The sequence below is a fragment of the Bradyrhizobium sp. LTSP849 genome (genome assembly GCF_000938255.1).
GTDB lineage: Bacteria > Pseudomonadota > Alphaproteobacteria > Rhizobiales > Xanthobacteraceae > Bradyrhizobium.
In genome coordinates, this window is the sequence record NZ_JYMR01000029.1 from 1 (window position 1) to 24,154 (window position 24,154).

20 protein-coding genes are annotated in these 24,154 nt (G+C 63.5%); 9 read left to right on the top strand and 11 right to left on the bottom strand.

What is annotated here, in order from left to right; genetic code table 11:
- Positions 1-271: transposase (locus tag UB31_RS19910; RefSeq protein WP_045009670.1), on the top strand; the 271-nt coding region annotated here is incomplete at its 5' end.
- A gap of 197 nt (positions 272-468) precedes the next feature.
- Here the strand turns inward: UB31_RS19910 and UB31_RS19915 are convergent.
- Genes UB31_RS19915 through UB31_RS19940 form a run of 6 tightly spaced genes read right to left on the bottom strand, consistent with a single transcriptional unit; the run spans position 469 to position 7,312 of the window.
- Positions 469-948 carry a MaoC family dehydratase gene (locus UB31_RS19915; RefSeq protein WP_045012132.1) on the bottom strand — a complete coding sequence of 160 codons (480 nt, stop codon included), beginning with the start codon at positions 946-948 and terminating at the stop codon, positions 469-471.
- A complete protein-coding gene (locus tag UB31_RS19920) occupies positions 949-2,667 on the bottom strand; it encodes an AMP-binding protein (RefSeq protein ID WP_045012133.1) in 1,719 nt (572 codons plus the stop codon).
- Positions 2,667-3,557 (bottom strand): 3-hydroxyisobutyrate dehydrogenase, encoded by an 891-nt coding sequence (gene mmsB, locus UB31_RS19925; RefSeq protein ID WP_045012134.1) that lies wholly within the window; start codon positions 3,555-3,557, stop codon positions 2,667-2,669. The genes UB31_RS19920 and mmsB overlap by 1 nt, the downstream gene beginning before the upstream one ends.
- A 26-nt stretch (positions 3,558-3,583) precedes the next feature.
- Positions 3,584-4,651, bottom strand: a complete 1,068-nt coding sequence (locus tag UB31_RS19930) for an enoyl-CoA hydratase/isomerase family protein (protein WP_045012135.1) — start codon at positions 4,649-4,651, stop codon at positions 3,584-3,586.
- Positions 4,648-5,793, bottom strand: a complete 1,146-nt coding sequence (locus UB31_RS19935) for an isobutyryl-CoA dehydrogenase (RefSeq protein WP_045012145.1) — start codon at positions 5,791-5,793, stop codon at positions 4,648-4,650. Before UB31_RS19935 ends, UB31_RS19930 begins: the two co-directional genes overlap by 4 nt.
- A gap of 22 nt (positions 5,794-5,815) precedes the next feature.
- The gene (locus UB31_RS19940) at positions 5,816-7,312 is read right to left on the bottom strand and encodes a CoA-acylating methylmalonate-semialdehyde dehydrogenase (RefSeq protein WP_045000553.1); all 1,497 of its coding nucleotides are present in this window, start codon (positions 7,310-7,312) and stop codon (positions 5,816-5,818) included.
- 97 nt (positions 7,313-7,409) lie between these two features.
- Here UB31_RS19940 and UB31_RS19945 point away from each other — a divergent pair, with 97 nt between their 5' ends.
- Positions 7,410-8,318, top strand: coding sequence for a LysR family transcriptional regulator (locus UB31_RS19945; RefSeq protein WP_045012136.1), 909 nt, complete (start codon positions 7,410-7,412; stop codon positions 8,316-8,318).
- A 112-nt stretch (positions 8,319-8,430) separates the two neighbouring features.
- Here the strand turns inward: UB31_RS19945 and UB31_RS19950 are convergent, their stop codons facing one another.
- Positions 8,431-9,051 (bottom strand): TetR/AcrR family transcriptional regulator, encoded by a 621-nt coding sequence (locus UB31_RS19950; RefSeq protein ID WP_045012137.1) that lies wholly within the window; start codon positions 9,049-9,051, stop codon positions 8,431-8,433.
- Positions 9,052-9,121: 70 nt separating this feature from the next.
- The gene (locus UB31_RS19955) at positions 9,122-9,649 is read right to left on the bottom strand and encodes a PaaI family thioesterase (RefSeq protein ID WP_045000559.1); all 528 of its coding nucleotides are present in this window, start codon (positions 9,647-9,649) and stop codon (positions 9,122-9,124) included.
- 154 nt (positions 9,650-9,803) lie between these two features.
- On the opposite strand from UB31_RS19955, the gene UB31_RS19960 reads away from it, so the two are divergent.
- From UB31_RS19960 to UB31_RS19970, 3 genes are all read left to right on the top strand, one after another.
- Positions 9,804-10,574, top strand: a complete 771-nt coding sequence (locus UB31_RS19960; protein ID WP_045012138.1) for an enoyl-CoA hydratase — start codon at positions 9,804-9,806, stop codon at positions 10,572-10,574.
- Positions 10,575-10,858: 284 nt separating this feature from the next.
- Positions 10,859-12,055, top strand: a complete 1,197-nt coding sequence (locus UB31_RS19965) for an acetyl-CoA C-acyltransferase (RefSeq protein WP_045012146.1) — start codon at positions 10,859-10,861, stop codon at positions 12,053-12,055.
- A gap of 110 nt (positions 12,056-12,165) precedes the next feature.
- Positions 12,166-13,461, top strand: a complete 1,296-nt coding sequence (locus UB31_RS19970) for an MFS transporter (RefSeq protein ID WP_045012139.1) — start codon at positions 12,166-12,168, stop codon at positions 13,459-13,461.
- On the opposite strand, the gene UB31_RS19975 is transcribed toward UB31_RS19970, so the two are convergent.
- The 3 genes from UB31_RS19975 to UB31_RS19985 all read right to left on the bottom strand — a co-directional run bounded on the left by UB31_RS19975 (position 13,458) and on the right by UB31_RS19985 (position 16,792).
- Positions 13,458-14,858 carry a carbohydrate porin gene (locus UB31_RS19975; RefSeq protein ID WP_045012140.1) on the bottom strand — a complete coding sequence of 467 codons (1,401 nt, stop codon included), beginning with the start codon at positions 14,856-14,858 and terminating at the stop codon, positions 13,458-13,460. The two genes, UB31_RS19970 and UB31_RS19975, sit on opposite strands and share 4 nt — an antisense overlap.
- 22 nt (positions 14,859-14,880) lie before the next feature.
- A complete protein-coding gene (locus UB31_RS19980) occupies positions 14,881-15,900 on the bottom strand; it encodes a transporter (RefSeq protein WP_045012141.1) in 1,020 nt (339 codons plus the stop codon).
- Between the two features lie 109 nt (positions 15,901-16,009).
- Positions 16,010-16,792, bottom strand: a complete 783-nt coding sequence (locus UB31_RS19985; RefSeq protein WP_045000568.1) for an acetoacetate decarboxylase — start codon at positions 16,790-16,792, stop codon at positions 16,010-16,012.
- A gap of 225 nt (positions 16,793-17,017) precedes the next feature.
- On the opposite strand from UB31_RS19985, the gene UB31_RS19990 reads away from it, so the two are divergent.
- The 4 genes from UB31_RS19990 to UB31_RS40520 all read left to right on the top strand — a co-directional run bounded on the left by UB31_RS19990 (position 17,018) and on the right by UB31_RS40520 (position 24,144).
- The gene (locus tag UB31_RS19990) at positions 17,018-18,211 is read left to right on the top strand and encodes a patatin-like phospholipase family protein (protein ID WP_045012142.1); all 1,194 of its coding nucleotides are present in this window, start codon (positions 17,018-17,020) and stop codon (positions 18,209-18,211) included.
- Between the two features lie 321 nt (positions 18,212-18,532).
- Entirely contained in the window at positions 18,533-19,906 is a 1,374-nt protein-coding gene (locus UB31_RS19995) for an aldehyde dehydrogenase family protein (RefSeq protein WP_045012143.1), read from the top strand.
- A gap of 340 nt (positions 19,907-20,246) precedes the next feature.
- Positions 20,247-22,883 (top strand): hypothetical protein, encoded by a 2,637-nt coding sequence (locus tag UB31_RS20000; protein ID WP_156175454.1) that lies wholly within the window; start codon positions 20,247-20,249, stop codon positions 22,881-22,883.
- A gap of 312 nt (positions 22,884-23,195) precedes the next feature.
- Positions 23,196-24,144, top strand: a protein-coding gene (locus tag UB31_RS40520; protein ID WP_156163132.1) for an IS630 family transposase whose coding sequence is annotated in 2 segments (ribosomal slippage) — positions 23,196-23,531 and positions 23,533-24,144 — 948 coding nt in all. Because the reading frame shifts where the segments join, the coding sequence is not laid out codon by codon here.
- Positions 24,145-24,154 lie beyond the last annotated feature (10 nt).

Below are 24,154 nucleotides of genomic sequence, written 5' to 3' on the forward strand. Positions count from 1 at the left end.
TGGCATCAAGGACCGCCTGATGCATCGGCCCAACAAGCATCATCCCGAACTGCCGCCGCGGCAGAAGCTGCGCAACAAACTAATCGCCAAGGTGCGCGCCGCCGTCGAGCGTCCGTACGCCGTGTTCAAGGAGCATTATGGTCTCCGGCGGATGCGCTTCTTCAACTTCGAGCGCAATCAGGTGCACATCGTGCTGGCCTGCTGCGCCTACAACCTACGGCGTGCGGCCGGCGCATTGGCCGCACAACGCCAGGAGTCCGTCTCCGCATGAAAAAACAGAGGACAACAGGGGATGAAATGAGCAAAATGCCGCTCACTGTAGCGGGCTGACATCAAAAAAGCCCGCGACGCACCTCAAGCGCCCGCTCGCCCCTCTGTGCAAAGCCCTCGCAAGGGGAGAGGGTGCACCGAGCGCGATTTGACAGACTTTTGAGCAGCGATGAAGCATCGGGTCAAGCCCGGCCAGACTTACGCGAAATAGGTCAAGCCCAGCCACTCCGCGACCAGCGCGGGCTTGTCCTCGCCCTCGATCTCCACCGTGACATTGGTGCGGGTCTGGAATTCGTTCGGCTTGCGCAGTTTGGCTTCAGCCAGCACGAAACGGCCGCGGACGCGCTTGCCTGAGCGGACCGGCGAGATGAAGCGCAGCTTGTCAAAGCCGTAATTCACACCCATCGTGGTGCCCGCGACCACCGGCATCACTTCATAGGACATGATCGACAACAGCGACATCGTGAGGAAGCCGTGCGCGATCGTGGTGCCGAACGCGGTCTCCTTCTTCGCGCGCTCGGGATCGACGTGGATGAACTGGTGATCCTCGATCACGTCGGCATAGGTGTCGATGCGAGGCTGATCGACCATGTGCCATGACGACACGCCGATCTCCTTGCCGACCATGGCCTGATAGGCATCGAGCGCAATCGGCGGCTTCTTCCAGACTTCGTTCACTTAGGTCTCGCTCCGTGTTTTCGGCAGCTCCGGAAAATCCTCTTCCCGGAATTCGCGACCGCGCAGGGGGTCGTTGCGGTCGTCGTCGCGCTCCAGCCGCCGCAGCTGCACACGGCGGATTTTTCCCGAGATCGTCTTCGGCAGTTCGGTGACGATCTCGAGACGGCGGATGCGCTTGAACGGCGCGAGGCGCGTGTGCAGGTGCTTGAAGATCGACAGCGCCGTTTCCGGCGTCCGCTCCGCGCCTGATGTCAGCAGCACGAACGCCTTGGGGATCGCGAGCCGGATCGGATCGGGGCTCGGCACCACGGCGGCTTCGGCGACGAGCTCATGCTCGAGCAGCACGCTCTCCAGCTCGAACGGGCTGATGCGGTAGTCCGAGGATTTGAAGACGTCATCGGAACGACCGACGAAGGTGAGATAGCCATCCTCGTCCTCGAATACGACGTCGCCGCTGCGATAGAGCGCGCCTTCCGCGCCGGACAGCTCGCCGTCGTCGCCCTGGTAGCCCTGCATCAGGCCGGCGGGACGGTTCGCGCCCAGCAGCAGCGCCACCTCGCCTTCCTTCGCAGGGTTGCCATCGGCATCGCTGACCTGCACACGGTAGCCCGGCAGCGGGCGGCCCATCGAGCCGACCTTGATTGTCTGCCCCGGCGAGTTGCCGGCGAGTGCCGTGGTCTCGGTCTGGCCGTAGCCGTCACGGATGGTGAGGCCCCAGGCGGCCTGCACCTGGTCGATCACCTCCGGATTGAGCGGTTCGCCGGCGCCGCAAACCTCGCGAAGTGCGACCTTGAAGGCTGCGAGGTTCTCCTGGATGAACAGCCGCCACACCGTCGGCGGTGCGCACAGCGTGGTGACGCCGCAGCGGCCGATGGTAGCGAGCAGGCCCTTGGCATCGAAGCGCGGCTGATTGACCACGAATACGGTGGCACCCGCATTCCAGGGCGCAAAGAAGCAGCTCCAGGCATGCTTGGCCCAGCCGGGCGATGAAATGTTGAGATGGACGTCACCGGGCTTCAGCCCGATCCAGTACATGGTCGAGAGATGGCCGACGGGATAGCTGCGCTGGCTGTGCAGCACCAGTTTTGGCTTTGCCGTGGTGCCCGAGGTGAAATAGAGCAGCATCGGGTCGTCGGCGTTGGTCGGTCCGTCCGGCGCAAAGCTCTCCGACGCCTTCGCCGCATCATCATACGACAGCCAGCCATCGGAGGCGGCGCCGACCACGATGCGCACGACATTCTCTGCGCCGAGGCTTGCGAACTTCGCAACCTGATCTTGCGCTGCGACCACCGCCTTCGCCTTGCCGCGATCGAGCCGGTCGCGCAGTTCGTCGGCGGTGAGCAGCGTGGTGGCGGGGATGACAACGACGCCGAGCTTCATCGCAGCTAACATGGTCTCCCACAGCGGGACCACATTGCCGAGCAGAAGCAGCAGATGATCGCCGCGCTTCAGGCCCTTTGCGCGGAGGAAGTTTGCGACCTGATTGGAGCGGCGCGAGAGCGCCGCAAAGGACAGTTTTGTCTGCTTGTCCTGCGCGGCGTCGACGATCCAGAGCGCGGGCCGGTCCTTGCTCTCCGCATTCGCCGCCAGCTCGGCGTCGAACCAGTCGAGCGCCCAGTTGAAGGGAACCGGATCGGGCCAGCGGAAGTCTTTGACCGCTGTCTCGTATTCCGTGCGGTTGTGCAACAGAAACGCGCGCGCTTCCTGAAATGTCGTCATTAGGCTTTCCCGGCCAGCCCCCTAACGTGCTTGATAATTCCGGAAAAATCCACCCCGCCCTGACCAGCCTTATCGAAGGCCTGATAGATCTCCTGCGCATGCTGGCCGAGCGGCGTCGCCGCGCCTGCAGCCTTCGCCGCGTCCTGCGCCAGCGTCAGATCCTTCACCATCAGGGCCGAGGCAAAGCCCGGCTTGTAGTCGTTGTTGGCGGGCGACGTCGGCACCGGTCCCGGCACCGGGCAATAGGTCGTCAGCGACCAGCACTGGCCTGACGAGGTCGAGGCAACATCGAACAGCGCCTGATGCGAGAGGCCGAGCTTCTCAGCCAACGCAAAGGCCTCGCTCACCGCGATCATGGAAATACCGAGGATCATGTTGTTGCAGATCTTTGCGGCCTGCCCCGCGCCATCGCCGCCGCAATGCACGATCTTCTTGCCCATGTTTTCGAGCACGGGCTTTGCCGCGGCAAATGCCTTGTCCTCGCCGCCGCACATGAAGGTGAGCGTCGCGCCCTTGGCGCCGCCGGTGCCGCCGGAGACCGGTGCGTCGACCGAGAGCACGCCGTTCTTGGAAGCGAGCGCATGCGCCTGCCGTGCGCTCTCGACGTCGATGGTGGAACTATCGATGATCAGCGCGCCCTTGGTCATGGCGGGAACCACCTCGTTCCAGACACCGAGTACATGCTTGCCGGCCGGCAGCATGGTGACGACGACATCGGCGCCCTTCACGGAACTCGCAGCACTTTCGCCGATGCTCGCGCCGTCGGCCTTGGCCTGATTGCGCGAGGCCTCCGCGAGATCGAACGCCACCACCTTGTGGCCGGCCTTGACCAGATTGGCCGCCATCGGGCCGCCCATGTTGCCGAGACCGATGAATGCGATCGTAGCCATCTTGATGTCCTCCGCTAGTGGCGTTGTTAGTTGAACTTCAATTCGTCGGCGCCGATCTCGGCGAGATAGGGCGCAAGCATGTCCGGCGTCACGTCCTCGATGCGCGGCGGCGACCAGGTCGGGTTGCGGTCCTTGTCGATCACGGCGGCACGCACGCCCTCGCGGAAATCGTCGCTGCGGAAGACCTCCAGCGCCGCGCGATATTCGCGCACCAGGCACTCCTCCAGGCTCGACGCCTTGCGCGCGAGCCGCAACAGCTTCAGCGTCACCACCATGCCGCGCGGCGATTTCTCGCCGAGTGTCTTCAGTGTGGCCATGGCGAATTCGGAGCCGTCGCGCTTGAGCGCGGCGAAGATGTCTTCCATGCGGTCGAAGCCGAACAGCGCGTCGATTGTCATTTGCCTCAAAGCCACCGGACCCGCGGCATCGCCAGTGGCGAAGCTGTTGATGAGCTTGCTGACCTCCGTCGCGGTCACGCCAGCGCGAACTTTCGTCAGCGCCTCGCGCAGCTCCGGCCATTTGGCCGCCGGCACCACCGCGTCCGCAAATTTCGCGTGGATCGCATCCGGCCCGTTCATGGTCTGGCCGGTCAGGCCGAAATAAGTGCCGATCTCGCCGGGCGAGCGCGACAACAGCCAGGTGCCGCCGACGTCGGGGAAGAAGCCGAGCCCGACCTCGGGCATTGCGAGCTTGGTGCGATCGGTGACGACGCGATGGCTGGCGTGACCGGACAGGCCAACGCCGCCGCCCATCACCAGACCATCCATGAATGCGATGTACGGCTTCGGATACTTCGCGATCCGCGCATTCATGACGTATTCCTGGCGCCAGAACCGCGCGCCGAGATCACCGCCTTCGCGCGAACTCTCCCAGAGACCGCGAATGTCGCCGCCGGCGCAGAGCCCGCGTTCGCCCGCGCCCTCGAGCACAATGACCGCGACCTCTGGATCGGTCTCGAACTTGTCGAGCGCCGCATCGATTCCGATCGACATCTCAAGCGTCATGGCGTTGATCGCCTTGGGGCGATTGAGCCGGATCACGCCCGCCGCGCCCTCGCGGCGAACGATGAGGTCGCTCTCTTCCGCTGCATTCATCGCGCGCCCTCGATCAGTTTGCGCGCCACGATAAGCCGCATGATTTCATTGGTGCCTTCGAGAATCTGATGCACGCGCAAATCGCGCACGATCTTCTCGATACCGTATTCGCTGAGGTAACCGTAGCCGCCATGAAGCTGGAGCGCCTGGTTGGCAACCTCGAAGCCGGCATCGGTGCCGAAGCGCTTGGCCATCGCGCAGAGCATGGTGGCGTCCGGATCTTTGCGGTCGAGTGCGGCGGCAGCGCGCCACAGGAAGGTGCGCGCGGCCTCGAGCTCGATCGCCATGTCGGCGAGCTTGAATTGCAGGGCCTGGAATTCGTCGAGCCGTTTTCCAAAAGCCTTGCGCTCCTTCATGTAGGCGCGCGCCTTGTCGAGCGCGGTTTGCGCGCCGCCGAGCGAGCACGCCGTGATATTGAGGCGGCCGCCGTCGAGGCCGGCCATCGCGATCTTGAAGCCGACGCCCTCCTCGCTCAGGCGATTGGCCACCGGCACGCGGACATTCTCGAAGATCACCGCGCGGGTCGGCTGCGCGTTCCAACCCATCTTGCGCTCGTTGGCGCCATAGGAGACGCCGGGCGTATTGCCGTCGATGACGAGGGTCGAGATGCCACCTGGGCCGTCGCCGCCGGTGCGAACCATGGCGACCAACAGATCGGTGCCACCGGCGCCCGAGATGAACTGCTTCTGGCCGTTGAGGACGTAGTGGTCACCGTCGCGCACCGCACGGGTGCGCAGCGCTGCCGCGTCAGAGCCGGCGCCGGGCTCGGTCAGGCAATAGCTTGCGATCAGCTCCATGGTGCAGAGCTTTGGCAGCCAGGTGTGGCGCTGGGTGTCGCTGCCATAGGCATCGATCATCCAGGACGCCATGTTGTGGATGGAGATGAAGGCCGCGGTGGTCGGGCAGCCCGTCGCCAGCGCCTCAAAGATCAGCGCCGCGTCGAACCGCGTCATGGCGGAGCCGCCGACATCGTCGCGGATGTAGATGCCGCCCATACCGAGCGTAGCCGCTTCGCGCATCACGTCGACGGGAAAGTGCTTCTCCTCGTCCCAGCGCAGCGCGTGCGGCGCGATCTTCTCCGCCGCAAACGCCAACGCCATGTCGCGAATTGCGACCTGATCCTCGTTCAGAGCGAACTGCATCATCGCCTCGCTCTTGAGAGGATCACTTCATCAGCGGGATCGAGAACTCCGCACCTTCCTTGACGCCGGACGGCCAGCGCGAGGTGACCGTCTTGGTCTTGGTGTAGAAGCGGACCGAATCCGGGCCGTGCTGGTTGAGATCGCCGAAGCCCGACTTCTTCCAACCGCCGAAGGTGTAATAGGCGATCGGCACCGGGATCGGCACGTTGATGCCGACCATGCCGACATTGACCTTGGCCGCGAAATCGCGCGCGGCGTCGCCGTCGCGGGTGAAGATGGCAACTCCGTTGCCGTAATCATGCTCGGACGGCAGCGCCAGCGCTTCCTTGTAGTCGTGCGCACGCACCACCGAGAGCACCGGGCCAAAGATCTCTTCCTTGTAGATCCGCATGTCCTTTGTGACATTGTCGAACAGCGAACCGCCGAGATAGAAACCGTTCTCGTAGCCCTGCATCTTGAAGCCGCGGCCGTCGACGGCCAGCGTCGCGCCTTCCTTGATGCCGATGTCGATGTAGCCCTTGACCTTCTCGACCGCCTCGCGCGTCACCAGCGGACCGTAATCGGCCGACGGATCGATCGAGGTGCCGATCTTGAGCGATTCGACGCGCGGGATCAGCTTTTCCATCAGCCGGTCGGCGGTGGACTTGCCGACGGGCACGGCGACGGAGACCGCCATGCAGCGCTCGCCGGCCGAGCCGTAGCCGGCGCCGATCAGCGCATCGACCGCCTGGTCCATGTCGGCGTCCGGCATGATGATGGCGTGGTTCTTGGCGCCGCCAAAACACTGGCAGCGCTTGCCGGTCTGGGCTGCGCGCTCATAGATGTACTGCGCGATCGGCGTGGAGCCGACGAAGCCGACGGCCTTGATATCGGGATCATCGAGGATGGCGTCGACGGCTTCCTTGTCGCCATTGACGACGTTGAGGATGCCGGCCGGCAGGCCCGCCTCCATCATCAGCTCGGCCAACATCATCGGCACGCCGGGATCGCGCTCCGACGGCTTCAGGATGAAGGCGTTGCCGCAGGCAATCGCAGGCGCGAACTTCCACATCGGGATCATCGCTGGGAAGTTGAATGGCGTGATGCCGGCAACGACGCCGAGCGCCTGGCGCATTGAATAGATGTCGATGCCAGGGCCGGCGCCTTCGGTGTACTCGCCCTTCATCAAATGCGGGATACCGCAGGCGAATTCCGCGACTTCGAGGCCGCGCTGGATGTCGCCCTTGGCGTCGGGAACGGTCTTGCCGTGCTCGCGGGCGAGCAGCTCGGCCAGCTTGTCGTAGTCGCGCTGCACCAGCTCGACGAACTTCATCATGACGCGGGCACGGCGCTGCGGGTTGGTTGCAGCCCATTCCGGCTGCGCGGCGCGGGCGTTCTCGACCGCAGCACGGACCTCGGCCTTGGACGCCAGCGCCACCTTGGCCTGGACGTCACCGGTCATCGGCTCGAAAACGTCGGCGGTGCGGCCCGAGGTGCCCTTGACCTCCTTGCCACCGATGAAATGTCCGATTGAACGCATGGAATGATCTCCTTGAGGCCTGAACGCTTTGACAAATCCTATCGACCTGCATTTTATAGGATTCAAGTCTGAGATAATGCACCATAGATGTGCGAAAATGCCGGATCAAGATAACATCGACTGGGACGACTTCCGCTTCGTGCTGGCCATCGTGCGGGGCGGCTCGGTTTCGGCTGCGGCAAAGCAGCTCGGCGTCGACCATGCCACCGTGATCCGCCGCGTCGACCGGCTGGAAAAGCACCTCTCGGCCAAGCTGTTTGACCGGCGCAAGACCGGCTATCTCCTGACCGAGGCCGGCCAGCGCGTCGCCGACAGTGCGGAAGCGATGGAATCGACCATCGTCGCCAACCAGGAGCAGGTCGGCGGCTCGGTGGCGCGGCTGACCGGCACCGTGCGGATCGGCGCGCCCGACGGGTTTGGCACCGCCTTCCTGGCCCCGCGGCTGGCGCCCTTTGCCGACCGCTATCCCGACCTCGATTTGCAACTTGTGGCAACCGCCCGGCTGTTCAGTCTCTCCAAGCGCGAGGCCGATATCGCCATCAGCCTGACCATGCCGAAGGAAGGCCGCATCGTCGGCCGCAAGCTGCTCGACTACCGCCTCGGGCTCTATGCTGCGCGTGGCTATCTCGACCGCTTCCCGAAGATCGCCTCGCGCGAGGTGCTGCCGCAGCACCGTTTCGTCGGCTATATCGAGGAACTCCTGTTCACGCCGGAGCTCGACTATCTGCCGCAAGTATCGCCGCGGATTTCGGCGCGTCTGCGCAGTGCGAATCTGATCGCACAGCTCAATGCCACGCTCGCAGGCTTCGGCATCGCGGTGCTGCCGCATTTCATGGCGAGCGACTATCCGCAGCTTGTGCCGGTGCTGCCGGAGGAGGTTTCGATCACCCGCACATTCTGGATGCTGATGCACGCCGACAGCAAGGACCTCGCGCGGATCAGGGCGGTGGCGGATTACATCGGCGAGATCGTGGAGCGCGAGCGGGCGTTGTTTGCGGGGCGGTGATGCCGCTCTCGTAGGGTGGGCAAAGCGAAGCGTGCCCACCATGTCAACCCCGGTCGTGGCGAGATGGTGGGCACGGCGCTCACGCGCCTTTGCCCACCCTACGGCACCTCACCTAACTCTGCTTAGCCTTCTTCGCAGCCACAGCCTTCGGCTCGCGCCGCGCGCCTTCGAGCGCGCTGTCCTTGCCGGCCTTGAGCACCTCGTCCGACAGCTCGCTGGTGCCGGCAATGCGCGCCAGCAGCATGGTGCCGGCCATCGTGGCGAGCGTCGCGATCGCCTGCTTGCGCGCGGCCTTGCGCGACATGTCGGGAATAAAACCCACCATCATCTCGATCATCTCGTCGAGCTTGCCGGCAAAGGCTTTTCGCGTCTTCGGACTCTCGCGGGAGATCTCGGAGCCGAGCGAGGGGATCGAGCAGCCATGGCCGGGATTGTCGCGGTGCAACGCCGAGAGATAGGTTTCGACGATCTGGGTGAGCTGCTTCTCGGGCGCGACCTGATCAGACTGCTTGCGCCAATGCTCCATCGAGCGGTCCATGGCGTAGGCAAAAGCCTCGATCACTAGCGCCTCGCGGGAATCGAAATGCGCGTAGAAGCCGCCATGGGTCAGGCCTGCCTCTTTCATGAGGTCGGCGACGCCTATCCCGTGGGCCCCCTTTTCGCGCAGCCGCACGGACGCTTTTTTCACGATGCGATCGTGAGTTTCCTGCTTGTGTTCCCGGGAATAGCGCATGCGGTTCTCATTGGATGTCGGAAATCATCTTATAACACGTATATCGGACGGACCGCGCATTAATTCCCGGTTATGTGCCGCCAATCATGGAAAAGGTTGCAGTTGCATGGACCGCGAGCGCGCCCTTGCCATCGCGGACAAAGCCCTCGGTGTAGCTGGTCTGCCGCCCCAGCTTGATCACCTTGCCTTCGGCGGAAATCAGCCCGGAACGGACCGAGAGCGGGCGCAGGAAGGTCATCTTCAGATCGAGGGTGACGGACCCCTGCCCGGCCTCCAGCCGCGTCGAAATCGCGCAGCCCATGGCGGTATCGATCAGCGCCGCAGCGGTCGCCCCGTGCAGCAGGCCGATGGTATTTTCCAGATCCTCGCGCGGCTCCAGTTCCATTACGATCCGGCCCGGCTCGACCACGGCCATGATGAAACCGATCAGCTTCGCGAAGGGCGGCGGCGGCAGCCGGCCGTCGCGAATGCCGAGCATGGCGTCCATGCCGGAAAGACCCATGGCAGCTTTCGCAATCGGCGCCGGAACCTGCCAGTCCACCACACGCTCGCGTCGCTGCGCCGGCGAAAACAGGTCGAGTTGATCGATGTCGGTCATGGCCGCCTCTTTAAATGATATATGTCATACTATGCCGCGGATTTTGCGCTGGCAACTCCGCCTCTCCCCCCGTCTTGACAAGCAATCCATTTCGGCCCGGAAGTGATCCCGACCGGTGCGCCCGCGCACGTCCACGAAAATTAGAGATATCGCCATGGAAATGCTCAACAACCACTGCGGCGTGACGCGCGATGTGCGCGGGGTCGTCAACGTTGCGATCTGCAATGCCGGCTCGCTCAACATTTTGGGTTCGCCCGTCACCGACGCGGTGCGTGAAGGCTTGCAGCAGCTCTCTTCCGATCGCAGCATCCGGGTGGTGGTGCTGCGCGGCCAGAGCGAGAAGAGCATGATCGGCGGTGCCGACATCAAGGAGATGGCCAAGCTCGACCAGAAGTCAGCCGAGGCCTTCATCAGCCGCCTGCGCGATCTCTGCGAAGCGGTGCGCGCGTTCCCTGCTCCCGTGATCGCGCGGATGCCCGGCTGGTGCCTCGGCGGCGGGCTCGAAGTGGCCGCCGCCTGCGATTTCCGCATTGCCGCCCATGATGCCCAATTCGGCATGCCAGAGGTCCGCGTCGGCATCCCCTCGGTGATCCACGCCGCGCTGCTACCGCACCTGATCGGCTGGGCTCACGCGCGCTGGCTGGTGATGACGGCGGAAAACATCGACGCACCGACGGCGCTGGTGTGGGGACTGGTCGACAAGGTCGCGCCGGAGGGTGGACTGGATGCCGAGATCGAGCACCTTGTGAAAGCGCTGCTCGAATGCGGCCCCGAGGCGCTGCGCTCGCAGAAGGCGCTGTTGCGGCAATGGGAGGAACTGCCGCTGACGGAGTCGGTGAACCTCAGCGTCAAGGTGTTCGGCGAGTCGTTCCTGACCGACGAGCCGACGCGGCTGATGCAGGCGTTTGTGAATCGGAAGCGTTAGGGCCGCTCCAACAACGGTGTCATGCCACGCGAAAGCGGGACATCCAGTACGCCGCGGCCCATCGGCTCAACCACTGCCGCCTCTGGAATACTGGATCACACGCTTTCGCGGGTGATGACAGCGTGAGTGACGCGGTTGCTGCGCCCACGGCCACGCCCCTCCTCCGTCCGAACGACCAAATCTCATCCGAACCACGACAATTTCTCATGCTGGTCGCGGTTGCATTTTTTGCGCCGCATCATATGATGATCATAATCTTACCCGTCATCGTAGGGAGTTCCGTCATGGCCGAAGCCGCCGATCCCGTCGTCATCGTTTCCGCCGCCCGCACCCCGCTCGGCCGCTTCATGGGCGAGCTCTCGCCGCTGGCCGCGCACAAGCTCGGATCGCATGTCATTGGGGCAGCGCTGGAGCGCGCGAAACTCGCGCCGGAGAAGGTCGACGAGGTCTTCATGGGCTGCGTGCTGCCGGCCGGCCAAGGCCAGGCGCCGGCGCGGCAAGCGGCGCGCGCGGCTGGACTTCCCGACGCGACCGGTGCCACCACCGTGAACAAGGTCTGCGGCTCCGGCATGAAGGCGACCATGCTGGCGCACGACATCATTCGCGCGGGCTCGGCTGACATCGTCGTCTCCGGCGGCATGGAGAGCATGAGCAACGCACCGTATCTCCTGGCGAAGGCGCGCGGTGGCTATCGCGCCGGCCACGACCGCATCATCGACCACATGATGATGGACGGGCTGGAGGATGCCTACGAGACCGGCCGTTCCATGGGCGATTTCGGCGAGGCCGCCGCGGAAGCCTATCAGTTCACCCGCAAGGACCAGGACGCCTATGCCATGGAAACGCTCAGCCGCGCGCGCAAAGCGGTCGAGGGCGGCGCGTTCAAGGCCGAGATCGTACCGATCACGCTCACCGAGAAAGCGGGGCCGCGCATCATTGCCAATGACGAGCATCCGCTGAAGGTCGATCCCGCAAAGATTCCCGGTCTGAAGCCGGCGTTCCGCGCCAACGGCACGATCACACCTGCGGCCTCCTCCGCCAATGCCGACGGCGCTGCTGCGCTGGTCCTGACGAAGCGCTCGCTCGCCGATCGCAACGGGCTGCCAGCGCTGGCCGTGATCAAGGGCCACGCCACCCACAGCCAGGAGCCGCAATGGTTCACCACGGCGCCGATTCCGGCGATCCGCAAGCTCTTGGACAAGGTCGGCTGGAGTGCCGGCGATGTCGACCTGTTCGAGATCAACGAAGCCTTTGCCGTGGTGGCGATGGCTGCGCAGCGCGATCTCGGCATTCCCCGTGACAAACTCAACATCAACGGCGGAGCCTGCGCGCTCGGCCATCCCATCGGAGCGACCGGCGCACGGCTGATCGTGACGCTGCTGCATGCGCTCGAAGCGAACAATCTCAAGCGCGGCGTCGCGGCACTCTGCATCGGCGGCGGTGAGGCCACGGCGATCGCGGTGGAACGTCTCACGCACTGACGCAACGTCCGAAAATGAGGGAAGTCTAGCATTTTAGACTTACCGCTCTTATGCCAGACTGCAACAATGACGCGGGCCTTTCGACACCCGCCAACGACGATTGAGGGGCAATGATTTCGAACTGGCTCGCGGCAGCGCTTGGCCGCCGCAATATCCACTATGCCTGGGTGATGGTCGGCGTGACCTTCTTCGCCGCGCTGATCAGCGCCGGCACGGTCGGCGCGCCCGGCGTGTTCATTGTTCCCTTGCAGAAAGAGTTCGGCTGGAGCACGGCGCAGATCTCGTCTGCGCTGTCGATCCGCTTCATCCTGTTCGGGCTGATGGCGCCGTTCGCGGCCGCGCTCTTGAATCGCTACGGCCTGCGCAACGTCACGCTGACCGCGCAGCTCATCGTCGTCTCGGCGCTGGTGGCCTCGCTCGGCATGACCGAGATCTGGCAGCTTGTGGCGCTCTGGGGCGTCGTGATCGGCATCGGCACCGGCATGACTGCGCTCGTGCTGGGCGCCACCATCTCCACGCGCTGGTTTGCCGCGCGGCGCGGCCTCGTCGTCGGCATCCTGACCGCGAGTGTCGCCACCGGCCAGCTCGTGTTCCTGCCGCTGCTCGCAAGCCTCACCGAACGCTTCGGCTGGCGCCTTGCGCTCGGCTTCGTCTGTATCATGCTCGGCGTCTCCGCACTGGCAGTCCTGCTCGTGATGCGCGACCGCCCGAGCGATGTGGGCCTGCGCCCGTTCGGCGATGAAGGCACCGACCCCCTGCCCGCGCCGCCGGTGAACCACGGCTCGATCACGGCGGTGGCGCTCGGCACGCTGCGCGACGCCTCGAAATCGCGCGCGTTCTGGATCCTGTTTGGGACCTTCTTCGTCTGCGGCGCCTCGACCAACGGCCTCGTGCAGGTGCATCTGATCCCGATGTGTCTCGATTTCGGTATCCCGCAAGTGCAGGCGGCGAGCCTGCTGGCGGCGATGGGCATCTTCGACTTCTTCGGCACCATCATGTCGGGCTGGCTGTCAGATCGCTACGACAATCGCTACCTGCTGTTCTGGTACTACGGATTGCGCGGTCTCTCGCTGATCTTCCTGCCCTTCAGCGATTTCTCGTTCTATGGCCTGTCGATCTTCGCGATGTTCTACGGGCTCGACTGGATCGCCACGGTGCCGCCGACAGTGCGCCTCACCGCGCAAAAATTCGGACCCGAGCGCGCCAATCTGGTGTTCGGCTGGATTTTTGCCGGCCATCAGCTTGGCGCCGGCACTGCGGCCTTCGGCGCGGGCCTGTCGCGGACGCTGCTGCAGAGCTATCTACCCGCCTTCTTCGTTGCGGGTGCGCTCTGCGTGTTTGCGTCGCTGATGGTGCTTGGACTCTCACGGCAGCCGAAGCCGCAAGCGAAGCCGGCGATGGCTTAGTACCTGATCGTGGTGGTGACGCCGAACACCGCGGCGTCACCAATCCGCGATATCCCGGCTGGATCGTTCGGGTTCGGGATGCCGCCGGATGGGCGGAACACGTACTGGAAGTACGGCGCGATAAGCCAGCCCGGCTTGATGTGCGCTTCGTAGATCATCTCGATCAGGGTCTCGTTGCTGCGTACCGGGCTTGAGACGCCGCTGAAGAACTGCGTATCGAGATCGAGGTTGCGCGCCGTGTTCGAGATCCGCATGTAGGCGATCGCAGCGCCGAAGCGATCGAGCGGGCGGCCGGGAACGAAGCCGACGAAGCCGATGCCGCCGTCGAGATAGAGATCGATCAGATTGCGGTCGGGCGGGCTGTAGGCGATGCGGCCGAACGCGGTGACGCCCGGGATCGAGGCCGAGGTGGTGTTGTCGGTCGACCCCGGCGGGCGGTAGAGCACCTGCTCGATGACTGCGAAGAGTCCGTAATTGCCGTGAAGCTTGGCCGGAATGCCGCTTCCTGAGGGATCAGCGAGCGACAGGCCTTCCGCCGTGAAACGCTGGCTGTCGAAATCACCATAGTGCTTCCAGCCGCCGGGTGTGAAATTGCCGGCGAGCGAGCGGCCACCAATGTCGATGTCATAGTCGAACCGCACCTGCCCGATGAGCCAGGGCGGATCGTTGACGCGAAAGGCGAGACCATGATTGTCGCGCGTCTGCGGGTCACCGTCACCGGGCGCGGCCGGATTACCGTTGAAGACCGCACCGAAAGCCGTGATCCTGTCCGTCAGCGCCGCCTTGATACGCAGGCCGGGCACCGCGATCGGCGGCGCCGGGCCGCCGGCCGGAAGATTGCTCGCCTTGATCGCAGGCCAGCCGAAGGTGCCGTTGATGAAGAGGTCGTCGGTCTGGCTGTCGAAGAATTCCACGTCGGCGGCCTGCTGGCCGGCCCTGATATTCAGCCTGTCGTTGAAGAGGCTCTGCTCGAAATAAGCATTGTAGAGCCGCTGGTCGGGCAATGCCTCGATCTCGCTGATGGTGGCAAGGTTGTAGATGTAGTTGCGCGTCAACCCGCGCCCGTAGATCACGTAGCCATTGGCGTAGAAGCGGCCGCCGGTCCAGCCAACGAGCTTGTCGAGATCGGCATCGACCGAGAGATCGAGGCGGCCGAAATGGATGGCGCCGCGCGACACCCCGCCCGACACATTGCCGATATTGTCGGCGATGTAGGTCGCACCGAAATTCAGGCCCTTGTTGGCGAGCCCGTCATGCCATTCGTTGAACCATTTTGGAGCCAGCCAGTCGGCCGCGCTCTCGTCCTTGGCGCCGGCGAACGCGCTCGTGCTGGCGAGAGACAGCGCGATGATCGCGGCCGCGCGTCGCAACACAAATGTCTGGGCAGTCCCACTCACGGCTGACACCGGCTGGCATGCGCTATTTTTTGAAGATGCCCGTGCGCCGCATGAAAAGATAGGCCAGGACGATCGAGGCAACCATCATCGCGGCGGCCCACAGGAACCCATCCTCGACGTCGGTGAGCGGCAGGCCCTTGGTGTTCATGCCGAAAATGCCTGTGATCAGCGTCGGCGGCAGCAGCAGCGTCGTCACGATCGAGAGCGTGTGGAGATGCTTGTTGCTCTCCTCCTCGTTCTTGAAACGCAGCTCCTCCTCGAGCAGACGGCTGCGCTCGCGAAGCTCGACGATGTCGTGATCGAGCCCGTCCAGCCGCTGCGCCAGCTTGCCGGCCTGGATGCGCAGTCCCGGCGCCAGATGATCGGTGTTCTTCTGGTCGAGGCGGTGAAACAGCACGCGCAACCCAGTCAGCTGGCGATGCAGCCTGACGCAGGTCCGGCGCAGCCGGCCGAGCGTGCGGCGCATCTCCGGCTTGGCGTCGTCGGCGAGAATGCGTTCCTCGATGCCGTCGATCTCCTGCCCGAGCTTGTCGGCCATGCGGTCCAGCGTGTCGGCCACCTCGTCGACGATCTTCTCCAAGAGATGAGCGACATTGTCGACGCGATAGCCGCCTTCGAGCACGCGGCGGGTCGCATCCGCCGAGCACAGCGCCTGATGACGGCCGGACACCAGCAGATGCTCGGTCATGGCGAAGCGCAGGAACGCAGTCTCTTCCGTCGCGCTGTCGATGTCGCGCACGAGATCGGAAAACACGCCGTAAACGCAGTGGTCGATGACGTGAAGCTGCTGGAACGTGTCGTTCGACAGCAACAGCTCGCGTGCGAGCGGCGGCAGGCTGGAATCGGCAATCCACGGGCGGGCGCGCGCATCGGTGAGGTTGAAGTGCAGCCAGAGACGGCCGTCATGGCTGAACTCGATCGGCTGGTCGATCGGCAGCGCCTCGGCGCTGCCGTCGCTGTGCAGCCGGAATGCCCAGACGAGACCAGGAATGGCCGGCGCAACATCCGATATCGCGCTGACAAGCTTTGCCGGCTCAGCCATGCTGACCCCCACATATGCAGCCCATGACCGGGGGGCCGTTAGTGGCCTCCTCCGGATCTCTCGCGGGTACTCAATTACGCCGATGTTACAGCTTGATGATGGGGCCGCCCTATTCCGCGGCCAGCCCCGTCGCGGCCCCCGCCTGGGCCTCCTTGATGTAGTCGTGCACGACGCGGCCGAACGGCAGCGTCAAATCGGCGATGTAGTGATGCGCGCCGATGCAGCGGCGGACCGGGAAATCCGCAACCGGCGCATTCACATGCGGCACCAGATGCAGCCGACCGGGTCCGATCCAGGAACCCTTCGGCACGATGTCGATGAGGTTGATGGCGACCAGCTGGCAGACCTCGAGATGGCCGTCGACGCCCGGGATCATCTTCAGATTGATCTGAGTTTTCGACAGCGTGGCGCGGGTGAGATCGCCGTTGCCGGCCATGCTCTCATGCTTGTAGCCCATCGTGCCCATGGCGACGAGCTGGCCGGCATATTCCAGCGTGCCCGTCAGCGTGTCCTTGACGATATCGAGCTTGGGATGGGCGTATTTCTTGGGAAAGCCCCAAATCTCGCGGCCGGCCGCGATCGGCGGATCATCGTCGAGATACATCTGCGAGACGAAGTTGACCTCCTCGCCATGCAGGCGCGCGGGGATGACGAGGCCGGACTCGGTGTAGCTGCCGAAGCCGGAGGAGTCAGGCATCCTGATCCATTCGTAATGCACGATCGGCTGGTCGATCGGCTCCAGCGGCTCGGGCAGCCCGGCGCGGATCAGGTCCGGGTCGGTCTCGTAGGTGATGACGAGGAATTCGCGGTTGACGAAGCGATAAGGGCCGGCCGGATAGCTTGGCCCGGCCGCCGGCATGGACGGAAGTCTCAGCAAATCTTCCCTGCGCATCGCTGGTCTCCTGTGTGACGTCTGTGATTTTGCCCGGCGGCTACCGACTTTATCCAAATTGCTAGCCGCCGTCATTGACCGCGATGTGAAGGATTTCCGTCAACCGCACGACCCCGTGCCATTCCCGTTGCGGTTGATCTGCATGCCGACGATGCATCGATGCCCGCTTTGTCATCACACCGTCATTGCCGGACGCAATCGTTTGGAAAAGCAGGAGGCATCACCATGGACGCCCGGACGTCGCAGGCGACACAGACATCGCAACCGACACATCAGACACAGCAGCCTCCCTCACGGGGCTGGCGCCCCGAGCGCTGCGATCGCGTCGCGCTGGTGCTGCAAGGCGGCGGCGCGCTTGGCGCCTACCAGGCCGGCGTCTACCAGGCGCTGCACGAGGCCGGCATCGAGCCCGACTGGGTCTGCGGCGTCTCGATCGGTGCGATCAACTCCGCCATCATCGCCGGCAACAAGCCGGAGAACCGGCTCGATCAGCTCCGAATCTTCTGGGAGCGCATCACCAAACGCAAGATCTGGCACTACACGCCCGACGGCGACATCTTCCGCCAGGCGCGCAACTTCGTCAGCGCCTACATGACCTCGGCGATGGGCCAGCCCGGCTTCTTCACGCCGCACCAGGTCAATCCATGGCTCAGCCCGGTCGGAGCTCGGACTGCGACCAGCTATTACGACACGGCACCGCTGAAGGAGACGCTGCTCGAGCTGGTCGACTTCGACCTCATCAACGAGAAGAAGGTCCGCTTCGCGGTCGGCGCGGTGAACATCCTGTCCGGCAACTTCATCTATTTCGACAACGCCCATGACGAGATCGAGCCGGAGCACATCATGGCCTCCGGCGCGCTGCCGCCGGCGCTGCCGATGGTGCGGATCGGCACCGATCATTTCTGGGACGGCGGCATCGTCTCCAACACCCCGCTCCAGCATCTGCTCGACCAGGAGGATGCGCTCAATTCGCTAGTGTTCCAGGTCGACCTGTTCAGCGCCCGCGGCGTGCTGCCGCGCTCGATCCAGGACGTGATGGCCCGCCACAAGGACATCATGTATTCCTCGCGCACGCGCCACAACACCGATGTCTATCGCAAGACGCACAATCTCAAAGTCCAGCTCTACAAGGCGCTGGCGAAGATTCCGGACGAGCAATTGTCCGACGAGGATCGCAGCCTCAAGACAAGCCTGCGCAGCATGCCGGAGATCGCGATCCTGCATCTGATCTACCAGCAGAAAGCCTATGAAGGCGACGCCAAGGACCACGAATTCTCGGGCACCTCGATGCGCGAGCACTGGACAAGCGGATACGAGGACACCAAGCGTACGCTGAAGCGGCGCGACTGGATCAAGATGCCGGACGAAGGCATGGGTCTCGTGGTGCACGACGTGCATCGGGAGACGGAGAGCGCGTGAGGGGCGCTCCCCAACAAAAAAGGCCGAAAACAACCCCATGCACAGTAGCCGGCGGCTGTCGGATCAATGACTTAGCGCGTCCGCAAGTCGGTTTGACTCGTCGGGCAAAACACCGGCACAATGCCATCATTGCGAAATCGCACGACCGCACCCGCTCCGCGCCGACGCGCGACATGGCCAGCCCTCGCTCGAGGCCATACACTTGGTGGTGAGAGCGTTGGGAGGCCAAGTTGATCCGCGCGGTGCAGACAGCCGGAGAGCAGCGCGCCTCGGCCTCCAGCTCCATGCCGCCTCTGACTCGCCGATGCGCGGGAGACAATGATGATCAAAGTTGTACAGGCCTTCGACCGAAAAGAGATCACCGAGCTCGTCAGTGACGACGCCGCCGCGCTGGAGGCGAAGTTCGAGACCGCACGAAAGCTGCTCGCGGACCGAAAGGCCTGGCTGAAGCCGCATCAGCGGATCGCCATTCTCAACAAGCTTGCCGATCTGGTTGCCGAGAAGCGACAGGATTTCGGCACCCTGATCGCACGCGAGGGTGGAAAACCGCTTACGGACGCATTGATCGAGACCGATCGGGCGATCGACGGCATCCGCTCGGCGGCAGACTTTCTGCGCACCCGCGGTGGGGTCGAGATCCCCATGGGCCTCACGCCCGCAAGCGACGGCCGGCGGGCATGGACCATCAAGGAACCGATCGGCATCGTCGCGGCGATCTCGGCCTTCAATCATCCCCTCAACCTGATCGTTCACCAGCTCGCGCCGGCGATCGCGACCGGTTGCCCGGTGATCGTGAAGCCGGCAGGCACAACGCCTCTGTGCTGTGTGGAATTGGTGAAGCTTGTTCACAAGACGGGCATGCCCGAAGGCTGGGTCCAGACGTTCCTCCCGGAGGATCCCAGCCTTCCGGAAAAATTTGCGACCGACCCGCGCGTCGCCTTCCTGAGCTTCATCGGCTCGGCGCGCGTCGGCTGGCACTTGCGATCCGTCATCACCCCCGGTGCGCGCTGCGCGCTCGAGCACGGTGGCGTCGCTCCCCTCATCGTCGACCGCAGCGCCGATCTCGAGAAAATCATCGAGCCAATCGTCAAGGGCGGATATTACCACGCGGGGCAAGTGTGCGTATCGGTCCAGCGCATCTACGTGCATTCCGCGCTTCAGAAGGAATTCATCGACCGGATGGCGGCAAGGGTCGAGGCCCTGAAAGTGGGAGATCCGACACTCCCAGAGACCGAGGTCGGACCGCTCATTACGCCGCAGGAGGTCGCGCGCGTCGAAGGCTGGATCGCCGAGGCGACCGCGGCCGGAACACGCCAGATTGGCGGCGGACGGCTAAGCGAGACCACGCTTCGGCCGTCAATACTCATCTCGCCGCCCCGCGATGCCAAGGTCTCGACCCTCGAGGTGTTCGGACCGGTGACCTGCGTCTACCCCTTCGAGCACATCGACGATGCGATCGCCGAAGCCAACTCACTTCCCGTCTCGTTCCAGTCCGCCATCTTTACGCGCGATCTCGCGGTTGCACTGGATGCGGCGGAGCGGCTCGACGCGGCAGCGGTGATGATCAACGACCACACCGCCTTCCGCACCGACTGGATGCCTTTCGCGGGTCGCCGCGTATCAGGACATGGCGTCGGCGGCATTCCCTACACAATGCATGAGATGACGGCTGAGAAGATGATCGTGTTCAAGTAAACGCGGGGATCGTTCGCGCGTTTGATTTAGGCTCCTTCTTCCTCCGGTGGCACATTTGCAGCTGTTCGTGCGCGCCTGAGCGTCTGGACTGAAGCCTCTCGGACTGGAATCACCCAAACGGGTGATGAAGACGGAGCAATCGGCAGATATCGTAGGCGTCGCTCGCGCGCGGTCGTCCGGCCAAGCGTCGCGCATGGATCGATGCCGGCTCCGCGCGCCTTTGTGACGCTATGCGCAAACGCTCCAAAACCGAAGCGTGACGTGAGCGGCCATGCAGCCGGTTTGATTGCGCGCCGATCATGCCGCGATCTGCGCCCAAATCGGGAAGGATAGCGATTCCATGACCGAACCAGCTCCCCCCGAAAATCGAGGCGCCGCCGGCGATCCGATCCCAGACGCCGATCGCATCGAAGCGCCCGCGGCGAGGAGAAAGTTATCGGATTGGCGTTGGCTTCTCGGACAACTCACGTGTGTCCTACGGTGGGGAGTCGCAAATTTTGTGATCGTATGGGATACGCTTGTTTTGAGGGCCTGGATCGCGGTGCTCGTCACAGCGATTCTGGCAGCGCTGTTTCTTTGGGCTGATCAGACCCCAGACCTCCTGCTTGGCATCATGTTCGATATTGATCTAGGGCAGTTCCACGTCCTGTCCGGCGAACAGCTACAGGCGGGTGTTCGGCGATACGCGGCGTTCTGGATCGCGTCCGTATCGCTGGTCGCTGTCCTTGGTCTGACTGTACGTATCACCGGCGTCCCCCGAGATCAGCTATCCGGCTCCGGCCAAGACCCCAAAATGCTCGAGCCGGTCAGACTCTGTGCCTGGGTTATCGTCGTGCTGGCGACAATCATCATGCACAGCGCCGCGCTACAGACATTGCGGCGAGCGCCAGGTGAACCGTTGCTGGTGTCGATCGTCGTCCTGGTGTGCTGCGGCATTCGCTGGGCCCCCGGCAAGGAGTTTAGAGGGAAATCCGTCCTGCTATGGAGCTCGGGCATCGTCGCGGCGGCCTTCTGCGCCTCGATGTTGTTCACGGAAGGCATGAACGAGCGCTGGAGTCTGACATTCTTCGTGCGTTGGGCTGAGTGGGCCACAATCACTGCCATCGTGCTTGCTGCACTGTTTGCCGGGGCAAAGCAGACAGTCGCGTGGCCCAGAGCTCTGCTTGGCTTGTTGTGGGTTTTGCTGGCTCTCATCGTCTATGCCGGCCCGGTGGAGCTGCCACAACAAATCGGCAGCCTCGCCACAGCCCTGTCCCACATTGCGTTCATTACCGCATCGGCGGCAGCTTTGATTTGCGTCGCGCGGCGATGGATTTTCGCCGGAAGGCGCTCGGACATTGCGGTTGTCTTGGCGGTGATCGCTGCGATCTGGTGGTCAGGCTCGAGCGAAAAGATTGGCCAGGAGCAGCTCGCAGGGCAGCCTGGGGCGGCGCCGGCCGTTAAGCAGGAATCCGACACGAAGACGTTAGCCTACGCGATCCATGCGGACGGGGGCGGACTGCGCGCGGCGCTTTTCACAGCGACGATCCTCAGCCTTGCCGATGACCTGACATGCGGCCGATTTGGAACGCACGTCTTTGCCGCCAGCGGCGTTTCCGGCGGGGCGCTCGGCATCGCGACTTGGGCGATGCTTCGGCAGGAACTGGTGAGTGCGCAGAAAAGCGAAGCATCGGCCTGGAGCGAATGCAAGGCCGCCGATGTCCCGGCTCTCGTAAAGCGGCTTTCGCTCCCGCAACCGCGCCAGCAACTCAACATCCCCTCACCGCTTACGAAGCTGGTGTACGGAACCCTCGTTCGCGACCATTTGGCCGCTCCGCTCGCGGCTATGCTCACGCCCGAGCTGCCCTTCTCCCGCAATGCACATCGCGGCCAAGCCCTCGTCGACAGCTGGCAGGCTTCTGCATTGCAAGCCATTCGAAAAGAGCTCGCGGACCGGAGCTCGCCGGAAGGATACACCATCAATCTCGGGCGGCTTGATGCCGGGCTGAAAGTCCGCCCAAAACTGATTTTCACCGCAACCGATGCGGATAGCGGCGACCGCGTGGTGATGTCGAATATTGACTGGGAAGGATACGCTGCCTTCAAAAACATGCAACTCGGCGTCGCAGCGCTAAACAGCGCGCGATTTCCGATCATCAGTCCTCCCGGGGTCATACGCACGCCAATCGGCTGGAGGCGTGTGGTTGATGGAGGATTTTACGACAACTCCGGCGCGGCATCGCTTCGCCAGATACTGATCGACGCATCAACCTACGCGAACGAGCCATTGCCACAGCATCTCAAGACGTTGCGCAACGACAGTCCTCCCGAGGTTATGCGCCCACCAATCGGCTGGACGCTTGTGGTCGATAGAGCATTCTACGACAACTCCCGCGCGGCATCGCTTCGCGAGATACTGATCGCCGCATCAGCCCACACGCCCGAGCCCATGCCCGCGCATCTCAGGACGTTGCGCATCGACGGGAATCCGTCGGACGGCCTCGATACGACATGTGAGACATTCGCTGACGTCCTGCTCAAAAAACACTACACGCCCGTACGATCAATCTGGAAATATGGTCCGGCGCCCCTCCGTTCCACCAAAGACGGCGTCCCGACGGCTGATTCTGTACCATCTTTCAACGGTCTGTCTTCTCTATCAGCGTTCTGGAATGCGCGCTCGGCCCGATCCCGTGAGGCCGTTCAGTCCCTTAAATCGACTGAGCTGCGGGGAATCGTGGAGACGGAACTGCATCCGTTTTCGGAGAACCCGTTGGCGGAATTCGATTCAGTATGCGTCGATCAACTCCCTGATGAGGCCGTCGCCAATGATTCTGAGCGGCAATGCGTCGCCCACAACCAAGCCATGTGTCTTGCCGCTGCGAACGCGCACTTTGGGCCGTTGGGTTGGTACCTTTCCAACGCCGCCGCCCTGGACATCATGAACTGGGCTTCCCACGTCCTAGCGGAAAGCCCGTTTCTTCGCGAGCAGTTGTAAATCCCGAGAGACGCCGAGCAAGACACCCGCATGATGTGATCACCGCCACGGCTCAATCAGAAGGGCATGCCAGTAGCTGCCAGGCATGGGTGGGATCGGCATCGAACCGCGCGTGCCATGTCGCAAACAACGACGGCGATGTGCGCTCCTCCGCCGCTTTTTGCGGGATGAGCGGATATCAGTCGGTTCAGCCGCTGAATGAGTACAGGCCCTGGAAGCTAGAGCGGATCATTGATTAATTGAATCGAAAGGGATTCCGTCGGGCGGCGGTTTGTGATTCAAGATGCTGGCTGGATCGGAGGCCAGCATCGGATGGTCCGACCTCTTTCGAATGATCTTCGTGAACGAGCCGTGAAGGCGGTGGAATCCGGCGAGAGTTGCCATGCCGTGGCGGCCCGGTTCGATGTTGCGGTGTCGTCGGTCGTGAAGTGGAGGCAGCGCTATCGCGCAACAGGTTCGGTCGCGCCGGGCAAGATGGGGGGACACCGCAAGCCAGTTCTGGCGCCGCATCGAGCATTCATCGTGGAGCGGATCAGTCAGATGCCACATTTAACGCTGCACGGGCTGAAGGACGAACTTGCCGCGCGAGGCGTAAAAGTCTCGCACCACGCGGTGTGGACCTTTCTGCGACGCGAAGGTCTCAGCTTCAAAAAAAACTCTGTTCGCCCTTGAACAAGGCCGCGCCGATGTCGTGTGGCGGCGGCAGCGCTGGCGCAGCTTGCAGGATCGCCTCGATCCAAACCGCCTGGTGTTCATCGACGAGACCTGGATCAAGACCAACATGGCACCGCTACGCGGCTGGGGAGCCAAGGGCGAGCGGCTGCGCGGCTTTGCGCCGCACGGTCACTGGCGAACCCTGACCTTCCTCGGTGCCCTACGCTGTGACCAGCTCACTGCGCCTTGCGTGTTCGACGGACCGATCAACGGCGAAAGCTTCCGCGCCTATGTCGAACAGCAACTCGTCAAAGTGCTCAAACCGGGCGACATCGTCATCATGGATAATCTCGGTAGCCACAAGTCGCCGACAGTCCGTCAGATGATCCGCAAAGCCGGCGCTAGGCTGTGGTACCTGCCGCCGTACTCACCCGACCTGAACCCGATCGAGCAGGTCTTTGCCAAAATCAAACATTGGATGCGCATCGCACAGAAACGCACGATCGACGACGCCTGCGACCACATCGGTCACCTCGTCAGAGGCGTTATGCCAGCCGAATGCACCAACTACTTTGCTAATGCCGGATACGCTTCTATCAAAAAATGAAACGCTCTAG